Raw genomic sequence first — 14,823 nt, 5'->3', positions numbered from 1 at the left:
AACATTATGAGCAAGAAAACACACGTGAAGATAGTTAGAAAGACCAACCCACGGATACCAAAGCTGGTCGCAGATCTCAAACAGGTATCCCGTGACAACGATGTGCTCATCTGGAGAGATGTGGCAACCAGGCTTGAAAAACCAAGGCAGAATTATGCTGAAGTAAACCTCAGTAAAATCAACAGGTATGCAAATGAGAATGAAACTGTTCTTATACCTGGCAAAGTACTGGGTTCAGGAGTAATTGGCAAAGCAGCAACTGTAGTTGCATTAAGCTTCAGCTCAACAGCAAAGGAAAAGATCACCGACCTTGGCGGAAAGTGCCTGACAATTGAACAGGTCCTCGAAGAGAATCCCAAGGGATCCGGAATAAGGATTCTGCAGTAAAGGTGACCAAGATGACAATTATCGATGCAGACGGACTCATTATGGGAAGGCTTGCAAGCAAAGTAGCAAAGAGATTACTTGCAGGCGAACAGATAGACATAGTAAACGCTGAGAAGGCAGTAATATCAGGTTCCAAGATCAGCACCTTAAGGGAATACGATGAGATAATAAACATCGGTACCCGTGAATTTGGACCATATTTCCCAAAAAGACCGGAGAGAATACTGAAAAGGACCGTAAGGGGAATGCTTCCTTACAAGCGTGCAAGAGGAAAGGACGCAATGGCACGCCTCAAGGTCTACGTAGGGGTTCCGGCAGAGTTCAATGACAAGGAAAGTGTAAGAATTGCTGAGGCAAGCATGGACCGCCTGAGCTCAAACAAATACCTCAGACTTGGCGATGTCAGTATAAAACTGGGTGCTAAGTTCTAATAAGGAGGAAGATTATAATGTCAATTAAAGTTGTAACTTCATCCGGTAAAAAGAAGACAGCAATAGCACGTGCGACTGTCAAGAAAGGAACAGGAAGAGTGCGAATAAACAAGAAACCTCTCGAGATATATGACCCCGAGTTCGCAAAATTGAAGATCGACGAGGCAGTCATGCTCGCAGGCGAGACGGCAGCTACCCTTGATATCGATGTTACCGTCAACGGAGGAGGTATCATGGGCCAGGCAAATGCAGTCAGGACTGCTATCGCAAGAGGCATAGTTGATTGGACAAATGATACCGAAATCCGTGATACATACATGGCATACGACCGTAACCTGCTTGTAAACGATTCCAGGCAGAAAGAGACTAAGAAGTTCGGCGGACCCGGTGCACGTTCCAAGTATCAGAAATCATACAGGTGAGCTTTAAGAAATGATTCCAGTCCGGTGTTTTACCTGTGGAAAGGTAATTTCAAACTGTTGGGAAGAATATAAAAGACGTGTCCAGGAAGGAGAAAATCCTGGCACAGTACTTGATGACTTGGGAGTCACAAGGTACTGTTGTCGCAGGATGATTCTTTCCCATGTCCAACTTGTAGATACGCTGGCTCCATACCAGTAAAGGGACCGTAGGGTAGCCTGGACCATCCTTCGGCGTTCGGGACATGAGTACATCATGCGAATTACGCCGGTACCTGAGTTCAAATCTCAGCGGTCCCATGGCACCTTATAGGAAACCTACTGTTCAGGACATACATACGACCACATTCGGAGGGATTCCGAATAAAATATTTATAATAACTATCATTGACCCCATTAATGGCTATCCATACAGGAACACTTTTTGTAAGCAATAGGATTAGCTGTCGATAAATGGACTATTGATATTTTCATTATGATTTTGATAAGGTGATCGATTGAACACAGAACACTATACCAGGTATGAAAAAGCAAGGATCATTGGAGCAAGGTCATTACAGATTTCAATGGGAGCACCAGTGCTGATCGATGATCAAAATACAAATTCCCTTTATCTTGCCAAAAAAGAGTTCGAACTAGGGGTTACCCCGATTACTGTTAAACGAAATTTTGATAAATAGGTGATTTTATGGATTCAACAGAGGAAACTATAATCAATGAAGCAAGTGAAGTGACAGAGGAAGTAAACGAAGAAGCAAAAACCACTTCACTTGTCCCGATAGATGAGTATCTCGCAGCAGGAGTACATATCGGTACCCAGCAGAAGACAGAGAACATGATGAAATTCGTGTACAGAGTCAGGACCGATGGTCTATATGTCCTTGACATCCAGGCAACAGACGAAAGGATAAAGCTGGCTTCAAACTTCCTGTCTTCATACGATGCTTCAAGAATATTGGTAGTATCCGCAAGGCAGTACGGACAATATCCTGCAAAGATGTTCGCAAAGGCAATCGGTGCAAAGTCAATGGTTGGAAGATTCATCCCGGGTACACTCACAAACCCGAAAGTAGAGAATTTCTTTGAACCTGACGCAGTCATAGTGACAGACCCTACCGGCGATGCACAGGTGATTAAAGAGGCTAACGACATCGGAATACCCGTAGTAGCCCTTTGTGATACCAACAACATGACATCAAATGTCGATCTGGTCATTCCTACAAACAATAAAGGTAGAAAAGCACTTTCACTTGTCTATTGGCTGCTCGCAAGGGAAGTTGCAAAGGCCAACAACTCAATGTTCAATTACGAGCTCGAGAACTTCGAATCAGGCGTCTGAAACCACCAGCTGCACAGGCATACTACAAATAGAAAAAACCCTTATATTGCTATGGGGTGACCAGTAGTATGAGACAAACAACAGTTGCCGGCCAGTTCTATCCGTTAAATCCCAAGGACCTAAAGAAAGAACTTAGCAGATGCTTTAAAGATATAGAAATCCGGGAAAGGGATATCACAGGTGCTGTGGTACCCCACGCCGGTTATATTTACTCGGGAGAAATTGCAGCACATGCTTACGCTTTGCTCCCAAAAGCAGATACCTACGTATTATTCGGACCTAACCACACAGGATACGGATGTGCTATCTCTCTTTCCCAGGAAACATGGACAACACCATTAGGAACAGTAGAAACCGACAGGGATATTGGGAAACTCCTTGCAGGAACTATAGTTGACTATGACGAGCTGGCACACAGGTTTGAACATTCCATAGAAGTACAACTACCTTTTCTTCAGTACAGGTTTGGAGATGATTTCAAAATACTTCCAATCTGTATGGGATTGCAGGATGAAGAGACCGCCGTAGAGGTTGGAAAGGAAGTTGCAAGGGCCGTTAAGACCTCAGGAAAGAAAGTGGTGTTCATCGCGTCGAGTGATTTTACTCACTACCAATCTGCTAAAATTGCCAGCGATAATGATCAGTACCTCATCGAGCCAATACTTGAAATGGATATTCCTGAATTTTACAGACGTAAGGAAGAAAGGAATATTTCAGCATGCGGATTTGGCCCGATAGCAGCAATGTTAGCAGCCACAATAGAATTTGGTGCCAGGAAAGTCTCACTGTTGAAATATGCAACCAGCGGAGACGTAACCGGAGACATGTCAGGAGTTGTCGGATACGCGGCAATCACTCTGGAATAAATATCAATATAAAAAGGACATTCTATGATCACATGTTCTGCACCCGGAAAAGTTTACCTTTTTGGTGAACATGCAGTAGTGTACGGCGAAAGCGCCATCTGCTGTGCAATAGAGCTACGCACAAAGGTCCATGTCCAGAAAAATAATGATATAATAATTGAATCGGCCCTTGGGACCACCGGACTGGATTTTGAGATACATCCCTATGTATCCCATGTCATCGAAAAAATGCGCCAGTATGCAGACATAGAAGGAGTTAGAATAAATATCGAATCCGAGCTTCCCGTAGGTTCCGGGCTTGGATCATCAGCCGCAGTAACCATTGCCAGTATACAAGCATTGAACCACTTATATGAATGTGACCTTTCGCTTGAAGATATTGCGAAGACCGGACATGAAATAGAAAAGATAGTACAGGGCAATGCAAGCCCCACAGACACATATGTGAGTACCATGGGTGGTGTTGTGATGATACCCCAACGAAAGAAGCTTCAACTTATCGAATGTCCAATTGTGGTCGGCAATACGAACAAGTTCTCCTCAACAAAGGAGCTTGTAGAAAATGTTGCTAACCTTCGCAGCGAATTTCCTTCTGTAATTGACCCAATACTTTCCAATATTGGCCAGATGTCCACACTTGCTGAAAAGTTCGTTAATCAGAATGATTACATAACCATTGGCAAGCTTATGAATGTAAACCAGGGACTTCTCGATGCCATTGGTGTCGGAAGTGCGGAACTTTCATCCCTGGTATATGCAGCACGCAAAAATGGTGCTATAAGTGCCAAGATAACAGGTGCCGGCGGTGGAGGATGCATGGTTGCACTTGCAGAGAACGAAAATGCAATGGCCATTTCAAGAGCCATTGAGAAAGCAGGCGGAGAAGCTATTATTACTAAAAATACAGAAGAAGGCGTACGACTGGAGTCATTAAATGGATAACAATAGTATCACCATCTTAAAGATCGGTGGCAGTGTCATTACAGACAAAAGTGCTGATGACGGTGCTGCAAGATTAAATGAAATTGAGCGTATTGCCAGTGAAATTGCAGATTTTAACGGTAAACTTATCATCGTACATGGAGCCGGTTCGTTCGGCCATCCACAGGTCAAACGTTTTGGCCTGACAGGAAAGTTCGACCACGCTGGATCGATAATAACACACATGTCCGTAAGGGAACTAAACACAATGGTTGTCAAAGCCCTTAACTCTGCAGGGGTTAATGCATTACCAGTGCACCCAATGGCCTGTGCGGTATCCGAAAACAGCCGAATAAAGAGTATGTTCCTTGAGCAGATAGAGGAAATGCTTGCAAACGGTTTTGTTCCTGTGTTACATGGAGACATGGTAATGGACACTGAACTTGGAACTTCGGTCCTTTCAGGAGACCAGATAGTTCCATATCTGGCAATCCAGATGAAAGCATCAAGAATTGGCATCGGAAGTGCTGAAGAAGGTGTACTTGATAATAAAAATGAAGTGATACCCCACATCAGCAATGAGAACTTCAATGAAGTTAAGGAATACCTTGGAGAGTCATCCAATACTGATGTCACTGGCGGTATGCTGGGAAAAGTACTTGAGCTTTTAAATCTTAGTGAGCAGTCAAGTAGCACTTCTTATATATTCAATGCAGGCAATTCAGGGAACATATCCGATTTCCTGAAAGGACAGAATATCGGCACCGCAATTTCTGGTGTCTGAACAATATAGATCTTAAGGTATTATTATGAGCACTTCCAGGAGAAAGATAGAGCATCTAGAGTTATGCGCTTCAAGCCCGGTAGAATCAAGGAAAATTGGACCAGGATTCAAGGATGTAATGCTGGTACACAGGGCTTTGCCAGAGATGGACATGGATGAGATCGATCTGTCTGTCCGTTTTCTGGAAAAGGAAATAAATGCACCTTTTATGATAGCATCCATAACCGGTGGACATCCGGATACAAAACCTGTTAATGCTGCACTTGCAGAAGCTGCAGAAGAACTGGGGATTGGAATTGGCGTTGGAAGCCAGAGAGCAGCCATAGAAGATCCTTTACAGGAAGAATCATTCAGCATTGTCAGGGATAAAGCACCCAGTGCATTTGTATATGGGAATATTGGTGCTGCACAAATACGAGAATATGGCGTTGAAGGTGTAGAGAAGATCATTGAAATGATCGATGCAGATGCCATTGCAATTCATCTGAATTTCCTTCAGGAAGCAATACAGCCAGAAGGTGACCGAGATGCTTCTGGAGCACTTGAAACTATAAAGGAGATATGTTCACTGGCAGTACCCGTTATCATTAAAGAAACAGGTGCAGGCATATCACATGAAGACGCATTACTCCTCAAAGATGCAGGAGCATCTGCCATAGATGTAGGTGGTGTGGGAGGTACCAGCTGGTCCGGTGTGGAAGTATATCGTGCCAGGGAAAGAAAAGATCTGGAATCTGAATTACTAGGCGAATTGTTCTGGGATTTCGGCATACCTACCGTTCCAAGCATAGTGGAATGCAGCGTGTTTTTACCAGTAATCGCAACCGGTGGAATTAGAACGGGACTGGATATTGCAAAATCACTCGCACTTGGTGCATCAGTTGCAAGTGCTGCGCTTCCTTTTGTTGAGCCGGCACTGAAAGGGAAAGATGAGGTTGTAAGCAGCATTCAGCATATGCTGAATGAACTCAAAGTAGCAATGTTCCTTTGTGGCTACCAAGATGTGAAAGACTTGCATCTGGCACCCACTGTAATCAGTGGCTGGACAAGAGAATATCTTGAAATGCGTGGCTTTAACGTAAAAGACCTTGCTCTTCGTTCAAAGAACACTGATTTCCAGAGAGTTTAACATTCATCAAATTAGGGAATATTTGAATAAAATATATATAATAATTAGAGAGTAATACATATGACTGAAATAGGTATTATCGCAGTAGGCGGATATAATGAAATGGGCCGCAACATGACTGCGATCCGGATTAACGAGGATATAATAATCATTGATATGGGTCTTCGTCTGGACAGAGTCCAGATACATGAGGATGTGGATATAGACCGCATGCACTCCCTTGAACTAATTGAGATGGGTGCAATCCCGGATGACACTATAATGAATGAGGTCAACGGGAATGTGCGTGCTATTGTCTGTACGCACGGTCACCTTGACCACATTGGTGCGATATCCAAACTCGCACACAGATACACTGCACCCATAATCGCAACACCTTACACTACAGCACTCGTAAAACACCAGATAGATTCTGAAAGAAAATTCGGAGTCAAGAACAACATTGTTGCATTAAAGGCAGGAGACACAACTGAGATCACAAAGGATATTTCAATCGAGTTCGTGAATACACAGCACAGTATCATCGATACTGTATTTGTAGTAATACACACCCCAAGTGGAAGCATTGTATATGCATGTGATTTCAAACTGGACAGGACACCTACTGTAGGAGAAATTCCTGATTTTGAGAGACTTAAGCAGCTCGGCCAGGAAGGAGTCATCGCACTTATAACCGAAAGTACGAATGCAGGCAGGAATGGAAAAGCACCTTCTGAGATGATTGCACACATGATGCTAAGAGATGTGCTGCTTGGCACTGAAGAAGCAGATGTTGGTATGATCGTCACGACTTTCGCTTCCCATATAGCCCGTATGAATTCAATCGTGCAGTTTGCCGGCGAGATGGGCAGGATACCTGTACTCCTTGGAAGATCCATGGAACGATATGTAGGTACGGCCCACCAGCTCGGATACATTGATCTGCCGGAGACAGTAGAGATTTACGGCAATCGCAGAGATATTGACAATGCACTGAAAAAGATAATGGAAAAAGGCAAGAACAAGTATCTTCCGGTCGTCACAGGTCATCAGGGAGAGCCTGGTGCAGTACTTGGCAGGATTGCAAACGGAGAAACGCCTTTTAAGGTAGAAACCGGGGACAGGGTGATTTTCTCGGCAAACATAATACCAAACCCGATGACACAGGCAAACCGCTATGCACTTGAAACAAAACTTAAGATGAAAGGTGCAAGGATATATGACGATGTCCACGTTTCCGGACATGCCTACAGGGAAGACCACTGGGAATTGCTCAGGATGCTTAAACCTGAACATGTTATTCCCGCACACGGAACCATACAGATGCACAGCGAGTATATCCAGATGGCAGAAGATGCCGGTTATTCACTAGGTGATACACTCCATCTGCTACGAAACGGTGAAGAACTCTACATAGAAGATGAGTGATTATTTATAAGAACCAAAAAAACAGTGGGAATGAGTATGGATTTAATTGAAGAGATCAAAAAAAGGTCTGTACATGTTGACAAAGGTATTGAGGATTACCTCCCTGTCTCCAGACCCATAGAACTTTACAAGGCAGCCCGTTATCTTCCGGATGCTGGTGGAAAAAGACTTCGTCCTGCAATCGTTATGCTCACTGCTGAAGCAGTAGGTTCTGACCCATATAAAATAATACCTGCTGCTGTAGCCGTAGAACTGGTGCATAATTTCACACTTGTACACGACGATATAATGGACAGGGATGATATTCGCAGAGGAATTCCGGCGGTGCATGTTAAATGGGGGGAAGCAGGAGCTATACTTGCAGGTGATACCCTTTATTCGAGAGCTTTTGAGATACTTACTCAAGTAGAAGGAAAACCTGAAAGGATCCTGAAGTGCGTTGATATACTGTCCAGAACATGCAAAGAGATCTGTGAAGGGCAATGGATGGACGTTGAGTTTGAAAACCGCATGGATGTGACAAAGGAAGAATACCTTGAGATGATCGAGAAAAAAACCGGTGTCCTCTATGCTGCTTCATGTGAAATCGGTGCTATCCTCGGAGGAGCATCCGACGAAACTGCAGAAGCTCTTTATGAATTTGGAAGATTGATAGGTATCGCTTTCCAGATATATGACGATGTTATCGACATGATAACTCCTGAAGAAATACTCGGAAAAGTGAGGGGAAGCGATCTTATGGAAGGTAAGAAAACACTGATCGCAATCCATGCATTGAACAGCGGTGTCAAGCTTGATATTTTCGGCAAAGGAAAGGCCACCACTGAAGAGATCAATGAGGCTGTCCATCAACTGGAAGAAGCAGGCTCCATAGATTATGTAAGAGATCTTGCACTGGGCTACGTGGCAAAGGGTAAAGAGCTTCTTGATGTCGTTGAGGATTCAGATTCAAAGACCATACTTCTGGCAATTGCAGATTATATGATCACAAGATCATATTAATCTGTTCTTCCTTTTTTTTATTTTACTTTACTTTTCTAAGAGCTATGCTCTTAGAGTATTCTATTTACCATTTATCAGAATGAGTTGATACGAAAAATACCCAGTTATAGATTATCAAAAAAAAAGTATTGAAAAATCAGGAGTTATCCTGTTTTTCAATTGCAGCCTGTGCCGCAGCCAGCCTGGCGATTGGTACACGGAATGGGGAGCAGCTTACATAGTTCAGTCCGATATTGTAGCCGAACTTAACGGAACTTGGCTCTCCTCCATGTTCACCGCAAATACCGATCTTTAGATCAGGTCTTGTGGATCGGCCCTTTTCTATACCAATCTTTACCAGTTCACCAACACCATCCTGATCAAGGACGGCGAACGGATCTGCCTCAAGAATGGAATCTGAAACATAGAATGGAAGGAACTTGCCTGCATCATCCCTGCTGAAACCAAAGGTAGTTTGCGTCAGGTCATTGGTACCGAAGGAAAAGAATTCTGCTTCCTGTGCAATCTGGTCGGCTGTCAATGCTGCCCTTGGAAGTTCAATCATGGTACCCACAAGATAATCCAAATCAATACAGTTTTTGGCTATCACGGCTTCTGCAACTTCAACAAGATCCTTCTTAGCAGAACGGAGCTCATTTACATGGCATATCAGAGGAATCATGATCTCAGGTACGATATCAATACCCTCAAGTTTGAGTTCGCACGCAGCTTCAATGATTGCCTGTACCTGCATCTCGTATATTTCAGGATATGTAATACCAAGACGGCAGCCTCTATGTCCCAGCATAGGATTTATCTCTATAAGAGATTCAACGCGCTCCATCACTTTCTTCAGACTCTCGATCTCGACCTTAGGCCTATTAGATGCATCTTCTTCAAGAATCTTCAATTTATTGGCCAGTTCTTCATGTTTTGGAAGGAACTCATGCAATGGCGGATCAAGCAGGCGTATGGTCACCGGATAACCTTCCATTGCACGGAAAATACCAATGAAATCTTCCCTTTGCATGGGAAGGAGTTTCTTAAGAGCCTTCTTTCGGACATCTTCATCTTCCGCCAGGATCATTTCCCTTACAACAGGTATCCTGTCATCGCCAAAGAACATATGCTCAGTTCTGCAAAGTCCGATACCTTCTGCACCAAACTCCCTTGCTACAAGTGCATCATGCGGTGTATCTGCATTTGTCCTTACACCCATTTCCCTGAATTCATCAGCCCACTTAAGCAGTGTTTCCAATTCTCCGGTAACACCTGGTGTGATCAAATCGACTTTACCAATAATTAGACCACCAGTAGCCCCGTCCACTGTAATGTAGTCCCCTTCCTTCACAGTAACATCACAGACTGTAAATGTCGAGCTAGTCATGTCAATAGTGATAGCACCACACCCTACAACACATGGTTTTCCCATACCTCTGGCAACTACTGCTGCATGCGAGGTCATTCCTCCACGAACCGTGAGTATACCCTGGGCCGCATCCATACCACCTATATCTTCAGGTGATGTCTCAGCCCTAACCAGAATTACTTTTTCATCAATTGATGCCATCTCTTCGGCATGCTCTGCAGTGAAAACAACTTTACCAACCGCAGCACCGGGTGATGCCGGCAGACCTGTAGCAATAATCTCATATTCTGATTCCGGGTCAATCATGGGATGTAGTAACTGATCCATCTGCTCCGGTTTAACTCTCATCAAAGCTGTTTCTTTGTCAATCAGGCCCTCGTTAACCATGTCTACAGCGATGTTCAAAGCTGCTGCTGCAGTTCGTTTACCGGTTCTGGTCTGGAGCATGTACAGCTTGCCCTCCTCTATGGTAAACTCAATGTCCTGCATATCCTTGAAGTGATCCTCAAGTTTCTGGTAGATCTCCTCAAGCTGTGCATATGCATCAGGCATTGTCTGCTTCAGGGTTGCTATGGGTTGTGGAGTCCTGATACCAGCCACCACATCTTCTCCCTGTGCATTAATAAGATACTCACCAAAGAATTCTTTCTCCCCGGTTCCCGGATCTCTTGTGAATGCAACACCTGTGCCGGAAGTCTCGCCCATGTTTCCATAGACCATTGATTGCACATTGACTGCAGTACCCCAGTCCGTAGGAATGTCATTGAGCTTCCTGTATGTGATAGCACGCTGGTTGTTCCATGAATTGAAAACAGCATCTATTGCCATCTGAAGTTGCTCACGTGGATCCTGCGGGAAATTATTACCGGTGTTCTCTCTTATTATACTCTTGAAGATCTCAACGAGCTCTTTAAGAGACTCTGCCTTAAGCTCCGTATCAAGAGTTGCACCGATTTCTTTTTTCTTTGCACTCAGAACAGATTCGAACTTGTGATGGTCAATATCCAGTACAACGTCCCCGAACATTGTAAGGAATCTACGATAACTGTCATATGCAAACCTTTCATTACCTGTTTTTCTTGCAAGCCCTTCGACTGTATCGTCATTCAGGCCCAGGTTAAGGACAGTATCCATCATACCAGGCATGGAGACACGTGCACCTGACCTTACTGAAAGCAGCAAGGGATTCTCGACGTCCCCGAACTTTTTATTGTTTATCCTTTCAAGCTTCTCAATCGCATCATTGATCTGATCAAGTACACCATCAGGATATGCTCCCTTTTCAAGATAGAGCACACAAACCTCAGTTGTGATGGTAAAGCCGGGAGGAACTGGAATTCCCAAGTTGGCCATTTCTGCCAGGTTGGCACCTTTGCCACCCAGCAGATCTTTCATGCTATTTTTGCCTTCTGTATCTTCGTTACCGAAAAAATATACGAATTTTCTATCTGCCACCGAATTTCCTCCATACATAAAATATATGATGGATCGTATTAAGTATAAGTCGTGCCAAAATAGTCTTGTTATCTCTTTAAGTTTGTGGTCTGTGAAATATTAACATGGTCCTAAAAAGAATGGATATACTTTTGTACTGAAAAAAACAAATATTTAAATGCATACCATAAGTATATATAGCATAAACGTACCATATAGTACAAAACCTAAATATAATGAATGAAGACATATGAAAAGATTAGGTCAAATACTGCATATTTCAAAGCAGAATGAAATCGTTGTTAGAGGGGACGAGAAACAATTTTCTGGGTCAATGAAGGAGCTACCTAGAATTAACTCTTTTGTCCTAGACAAATCCATTAAGCCCATCGGAAAGGTTTCCGGCATATTTGGTCCTGTTGACCAGCCCTATTTTACTCTGAAACCTGATAAGAGAATTATAGCTACCGGATTAGAAAAACTTGTAAATGAGCGAGTTTACGTTCAATGATGAATTGAATTAGATCATAAGTAGTTACGCTGTGAGCTGTGAATGACTAAAAATATACTTATGAAATATATTTTATGATTATGATGAAAGGTGATTGAAATGGTCGAAGTTGAAAGGGTACGTTATTCAGACACTTCCGAAAGGGAGAAGATACGTGCAATGATCAAGGCACGTAAAGAGAAAGAAAAGGACATGGAAGTTGAGAAAGCAAAGGTCCAGTGTCCTGAGTGTGGAAGTCGCAGCCTTGTACAGGATTATGAAAGAGCGGAATTGGTATGTGCTGACTGTGGGCTTGTAGTTGATGCAGAGTTTGTTGACGAAGGACCAGAGTGGCGTGCTTTTGATCATGACCAGAGAATGAAGCGTTCCCGTGTGGGAGCACCTATGACCTACACTATCCATGACAAAGGTCTCTCAACCATGATCGATTGGAGGAACCGTGACTCCTACGGAAAGTCCATCTCATCAAAGAACAGGGCACAGCTTTACAGGCTCAGAAAATGGCAGCGTAGAATACGTGTAAGTAATGCAACTGAGAGAAACCTTGCCTTCGCACTTTCAGAACTTGACCGTATGGCATCGGCTCTTGGTCTTCCAAGAACTGTACGTGAAACCGCTGCCGTCGTATACAGGAAAGCAGTTGACAAGAATCTTATCCGCGGAAGGAGCATTGAAGGCGTTGCAGCAGCAGCATTGTATGCAGCATGCCGTCAATGCAGTGTTCCGAGGACGCTTGACGAGATCGGAGAAGTATCAAGGGTAAGCAGGAAAGAGATCGGAAGGACATACCGCTTTATATCAAGGGAGTTGTCTCTCAAGCTTATGCCAACATCACCGATTGACTATGTCCCGAGGTTCTGCTCAGGACTTAATCTCAAAGGTGAAGTTCAGTCAAGGGGTGTTGAGATCCTCAGGCAGGCTTCAGAAAAGGAACTTACCAGTGGCCGTGGTCCGACTGGTGTTGCTGCTGCAGCCATCTATATTGCATCCATCCTTTGTGGCGAACGCCGTACCCAGCGTGAGGTCGCCGATGTTGCAGGTGTGACCGAGGTCACAATCCGCAACAGATACAAGGAACTTGCAGAAGAGCTTGACATCGAAATCATTCTCTGAACACATAGATAACGATTTAAACAAGCGAAGGAAGACTGTAACAGCACTTCCTTTGTTCTAATTCTTTTTTGCCCAAACCTTTTTTATTACCTGACCCGATTAAGCAGTGTAGACTATGCTGGAATTACTTGAGATGCTGACCATAGGATTTGCTGTGGGAATGACAGGGGCACTTGTGCCCGGTCCAATGCTTTTCGCTACCATAGATACATCCTTGAAGAAGGGATGGAAAGCAGGTCCTGAAGTATTTTTAGGACATGCAGCCCTGGAGTTTTTGGTCTGTATACTGGTAATCTTCGGAATGGCATCTGTAAGTGAAAACACGATACTTGCAATATCCATGATTGGAGGAGCTACACTTATCTTGTTCGGCATTCTGACAATGAGGAATGCAAAGGGAGCAGGAGATTCACTGCACGAACATGGAACGGTTAACACCAATCCAATGCTGGCGGGAGTAATCACGTCCGCCTCAAACCCCTATTTCTGGCTATGGTGGCTTGCCGCAGGCAGTGCACTTGTCCTGCGCGGACTGGAGATCAGCCTGTTCGCCGCGACAATGTTTGTAATCGGACACTGGATTGCAGATCTTACTTATTTCACCGTGGTTTCCACATCCTTCAGTAAAGGAAAAAGGCTCATGTCCCCAAAGGTTTATGAGCGGGTATTGATGTCTTGTGGTCTGTTCCTTGTCCTGTTTGGGTCATGGTTTATCATAGGTACGTAAACATGAGAAAAAATTGCATTAAGGTTTTGAAGAAAAATGGAGAGCCGATACGCAGGGAACTGCTGGAAATGAACATGCTTGACAATTCGGCACGCATTATTTCAGAAGGAGAACATCTGTACCTACCTCTGACAGAAGAGCCGCAGGAAAGCCAGTTAATGAACCTGGCCGGAGAGTTCGAACTTACAGAGCACGATTTTGAAGAGCAGAAAGGACAGCTTAAGCTTGAAGACCTGCTGGAAGATGTGCCACACTTCGAGGTTATAGGGGATATTGCACTCATCGAAGATGACGTCTTTGAACCTGAAAAGGTGGCAAATGCTATCATGAAAGTTAAGATCAACGTGAAAACGGTGCTTGCTGCCCTTGGACCCGTCGAGGGAGAGTTCAGGACCCGCAGGTTCAAGGCAATTGCAGGAGAAGACAGGACTTCCACAATCCACAAGGAATACGGGTGCAAGTATTATATTGACCTTGAGAGAGCATACTTTACCCCCCGCCTGGCAACTGAACGTTCGCGCATACTTGCACAGGTAAAAGCAGGCCAGACTGTTGCAGACATGTTCGCAGGCGTTGGCCCATACAGTATCATGATAGCAAGAAAAAACCCTGATATAAGAGTCATAGCAATGGACAAAAATCCCGATGCTGTTGAGTTCCTGCGACGTAACATTGAACTTAACTCAGTAACAAACGTTGAAGCCATAGAAGGCGACGCCAATCAGGAAGTAGAAAAATTCCCTGATGTTGCAGATCATGTTATTATGAACCTGCCTCACAATGCAAACGAATTTCTCGACGCTGCCATGAAACTGTGCGCCCAGGGAGCCATAATCCATTACTATGATATCACTCCTGAAGACGACCTTTTCGACAGCTCCCTGAAACTTATCGAAGAAGCAGCATCAAAAGCAGGAAGAGAAATTGAACTAATAGATGCACGTGTAGTCCGCTCCTACGCCCCGCACCAACTCAATGTCTGTATTGAAGTAAGGGTAATTTAAA

The 14,823-nt window shown here is 44.0% G+C and carries 17 protein-coding genes and 1 tRNA gene; 17 read left to right on the top strand and 1 reads right to left on the bottom strand.

Translation table 11 applies throughout. The annotated features are described in order from the left end of the window. The first annotated feature begins 6 nt into the window (after window positions 1–6). The 13 genes from V7O67_RS13415 (at window position 7) to V7O67_RS13355 (ending at window position 8,685) form a co-directional block, all read left to right on the top strand. Window positions 7–387 (top strand): 50S ribosomal protein L18e, encoded by a 381-nt coding sequence (locus V7O67_RS13415; protein WP_406657879.1) that lies wholly within the window; start codon window positions 7–9, stop codon window positions 385–387. Window positions 388–398: 11 nt separating this feature from the next. Further along, window positions 399–818 carry a 50S ribosomal protein L13 gene (locus tag V7O67_RS13410; protein WP_406670235.1) on the top strand — a complete coding sequence of 140 codons (420 nt, stop codon included), beginning with the start codon at window positions 399–401 and terminating at the stop codon, window positions 816–818. Window positions 819–835: 17 nt separating this feature from the next. Then, window positions 836–1,240, top strand: coding sequence for a 30S ribosomal protein S9 (locus V7O67_RS13405; RefSeq protein ID WP_406657881.1), 405 nt, complete (start codon window positions 836–838; stop codon window positions 1,238–1,240). 10 nt (window positions 1,241–1,250) lie between these two features. Beyond that, window positions 1,251–1,439: a DNA-directed RNA polymerase subunit N gene (locus tag V7O67_RS13400; RefSeq protein WP_406657882.1), complete on the top strand. Its 189-nt coding sequence runs from the start codon at window positions 1,251–1,253 to the stop codon at window positions 1,437–1,439. A gap of 1 nt (window position 1,440) precedes the next feature. Then, window positions 1,441–1,537 (top strand) — tRNA-Pro (locus V7O67_RS13395). A 197-nt stretch (window positions 1,538–1,734) separates the two neighbouring features. Next, window positions 1,735–1,917 carry a DNA-directed RNA polymerase subunit K gene (locus V7O67_RS13390; protein ID WP_406670233.1) on the top strand — a complete coding sequence of 61 codons (183 nt, stop codon included), beginning with the start codon at window positions 1,735–1,737 and terminating at the stop codon, window positions 1,915–1,917. Window positions 1,918–1,925: 8 nt separating this feature from the next. Continuing rightward, window positions 1,926–2,576, top strand: coding sequence for a 30S ribosomal protein S2 (gene rpsB / locus V7O67_RS13385; protein WP_406670231.1), 651 nt, complete (start codon window positions 1,926–1,928; stop codon window positions 2,574–2,576). 68 nt (window positions 2,577–2,644) lie between these two features. Further along, window positions 2,645–3,442, top strand: a complete 798-nt coding sequence (locus V7O67_RS13380) for an MEMO1 family protein (protein WP_406670229.1) — start codon at window positions 2,645–2,647, stop codon at window positions 3,440–3,442. A gap of 24 nt (window positions 3,443–3,466) precedes the next feature. Continuing rightward, the gene (locus V7O67_RS13375) at window positions 3,467–4,384 is read left to right on the top strand and encodes a mevalonate kinase (RefSeq protein WP_342304367.1); all 918 of its coding nucleotides are present in this window, start codon (window positions 3,467–3,469) and stop codon (window positions 4,382–4,384) included. Continuing rightward, complete coding sequence (locus V7O67_RS13370; protein ID WP_342304368.1) at window positions 4,377–5,147, top strand: isopentenyl phosphate kinase; 771 nt, start codon at window positions 4,377–4,379, stop codon at window positions 5,145–5,147. Before V7O67_RS13375 ends, V7O67_RS13370 begins: the two co-directional genes overlap by 8 nt. Window positions 5,148–5,166: 19 nt before the next feature. Then, window positions 5,167–6,276 (top strand): type 2 isopentenyl-diphosphate Delta-isomerase, encoded by a 1,110-nt coding sequence (gene fni, locus V7O67_RS13365; protein ID WP_342306467.1) that lies wholly within the window; start codon window positions 5,167–5,169, stop codon window positions 6,274–6,276. Window positions 6,277–6,336: 60 nt separating this feature from the next. After that, complete coding sequence (locus V7O67_RS13360; RefSeq protein ID WP_406657889.1) at window positions 6,337–7,683, top strand: RNase J family beta-CASP ribonuclease; 1,347 nt, start codon at window positions 6,337–6,339, stop codon at window positions 7,681–7,683. Between the two features lie 36 nt (window positions 7,684–7,719). After that, the gene (locus tag V7O67_RS13355; protein WP_406670227.1) at window positions 7,720–8,685 is read left to right on the top strand and encodes a polyprenyl synthetase family protein; all 966 of its coding nucleotides are present in this window, start codon (window positions 7,720–7,722) and stop codon (window positions 8,683–8,685) included. Between the two features lie 136 nt (window positions 8,686–8,821). Here V7O67_RS13355 and ppdK read toward each other — a convergent pair whose 3' ends face one another. Continuing rightward, on the bottom strand, window positions 8,822–11,488 hold the full coding sequence (ppdK, locus tag V7O67_RS13350) for a pyruvate, phosphate dikinase (RefSeq protein WP_406670225.1): 2,667 nt from the start codon (window positions 11,486–11,488) through the stop codon (window positions 8,822–8,824). 229 nt (window positions 11,489–11,717) lie between these two features. Here ppdK and V7O67_RS13345 point away from each other — a divergent pair, with 229 nt between their 5' ends. From V7O67_RS13345 to V7O67_RS13330, 4 genes are all read left to right on the top strand, one after another. Further along, window positions 11,718–11,978 carry a Gar1/Naf1 family protein gene (locus tag V7O67_RS13345; protein ID WP_342304372.1) on the top strand — a complete coding sequence of 87 codons (261 nt, stop codon included), beginning with the start codon at window positions 11,718–11,720 and terminating at the stop codon, window positions 11,976–11,978. Window positions 11,979–12,077: 99 nt separating this feature from the next. Further along, a complete protein-coding gene (locus tag V7O67_RS13340) occupies window positions 12,078–13,091 on the top strand; it encodes a transcription initiation factor IIB (RefSeq protein ID WP_176964572.1) in 1,014 nt (337 codons plus the stop codon). A 115-nt stretch (window positions 13,092–13,206) separates the two neighbouring features. Then, window positions 13,207–13,818, top strand: a complete 612-nt coding sequence (locus tag V7O67_RS13335) for a LysE family transporter (RefSeq protein WP_406657893.1) — start codon at window positions 13,207–13,209, stop codon at window positions 13,816–13,818. A gap of 26 nt (window positions 13,819–13,844) precedes the next feature. After that, window positions 13,845–14,822, top strand: coding sequence for a class I SAM-dependent methyltransferase (locus V7O67_RS13330; RefSeq protein ID WP_406670222.1), 978 nt, complete (start codon window positions 13,845–13,847; stop codon window positions 14,820–14,822). Window position 14,823 lies beyond the last annotated feature (1 nt).

Source organism: Methanolobus sp. ZRKC4 (genome assembly GCF_045291305.1).
Taxonomy (GTDB): domain Archaea; phylum Halobacteriota; class Methanosarcinia; order Methanosarcinales; family Methanosarcinaceae; genus Methanolobus.
This window is presented reverse-complemented; position numbering and strand designations above follow the sequence as displayed.

Excerpts from the sequence above, each read along its gene's own strand:
- V7O67_RS13415 (WP_406657879.1), top strand. The coding sequence starts at position 7 with ATGAGCAAGAAAACACACGTGAAGATAGTTAGAAAGACCAACCCACGG.
- V7O67_RS13410 (WP_406670235.1), top strand. The coding sequence starts at position 399 with ATGACAATTATCGATGCAGACGGACTCATTATGGGAAGGCTTGCAAGC.
- V7O67_RS13405 (WP_406657881.1), top strand. The coding sequence starts at position 836 with ATGTCAATTAAAGTTGTAACTTCATCCGGTAAAAAGAAGACAGCAATA.
- V7O67_RS13400 (WP_406657882.1), top strand. The coding sequence starts at position 1,251 with ATGATTCCAGTCCGGTGTTTTACCTGTGGAAAGGTAATTTCAAACTGT.
- rpsB (WP_406670231.1), top strand. The coding sequence starts at position 1,926 with ATGGATTCAACAGAGGAAACTATAATCAATGAAGCAAGTGAAGTGACA.
- V7O67_RS13380 (WP_406670229.1), top strand. The coding sequence starts at position 2,645 with ATGAGACAAACAACAGTTGCCGGCCAGTTCTATCCGTTAAATCCCAAG.
- V7O67_RS13375 (WP_342304367.1), top strand. The coding sequence starts at position 3,467 with ATGATCACATGTTCTGCACCCGGAAAAGTTTACCTTTTTGGTGAACAT.
- V7O67_RS13370 (WP_342304368.1), top strand. The coding sequence starts at position 4,377 with ATGGATAACAATAGTATCACCATCTTAAAGATCGGTGGCAGTGTCATT.
- V7O67_RS13360 (WP_406657889.1), top strand. The coding sequence starts at position 6,337 with ATGACTGAAATAGGTATTATCGCAGTAGGCGGATATAATGAAATGGGC.
- V7O67_RS13355 (WP_406670227.1), top strand. The coding sequence starts at position 7,720 with ATGGATTTAATTGAAGAGATCAAAAAAAGGTCTGTACATGTTGACAAA.
- V7O67_RS13345 (WP_342304372.1), top strand. The coding sequence starts at position 11,718 with ATGAAAAGATTAGGTCAAATACTGCATATTTCAAAGCAGAATGAAATC.
- V7O67_RS13340 (WP_176964572.1), top strand. The coding sequence starts at position 12,078 with ATGGTCGAAGTTGAAAGGGTACGTTATTCAGACACTTCCGAAAGGGAG.
- V7O67_RS13335 (WP_406657893.1), top strand. The coding sequence starts at position 13,207 with ATGCTGGAATTACTTGAGATGCTGACCATAGGATTTGCTGTGGGAATG.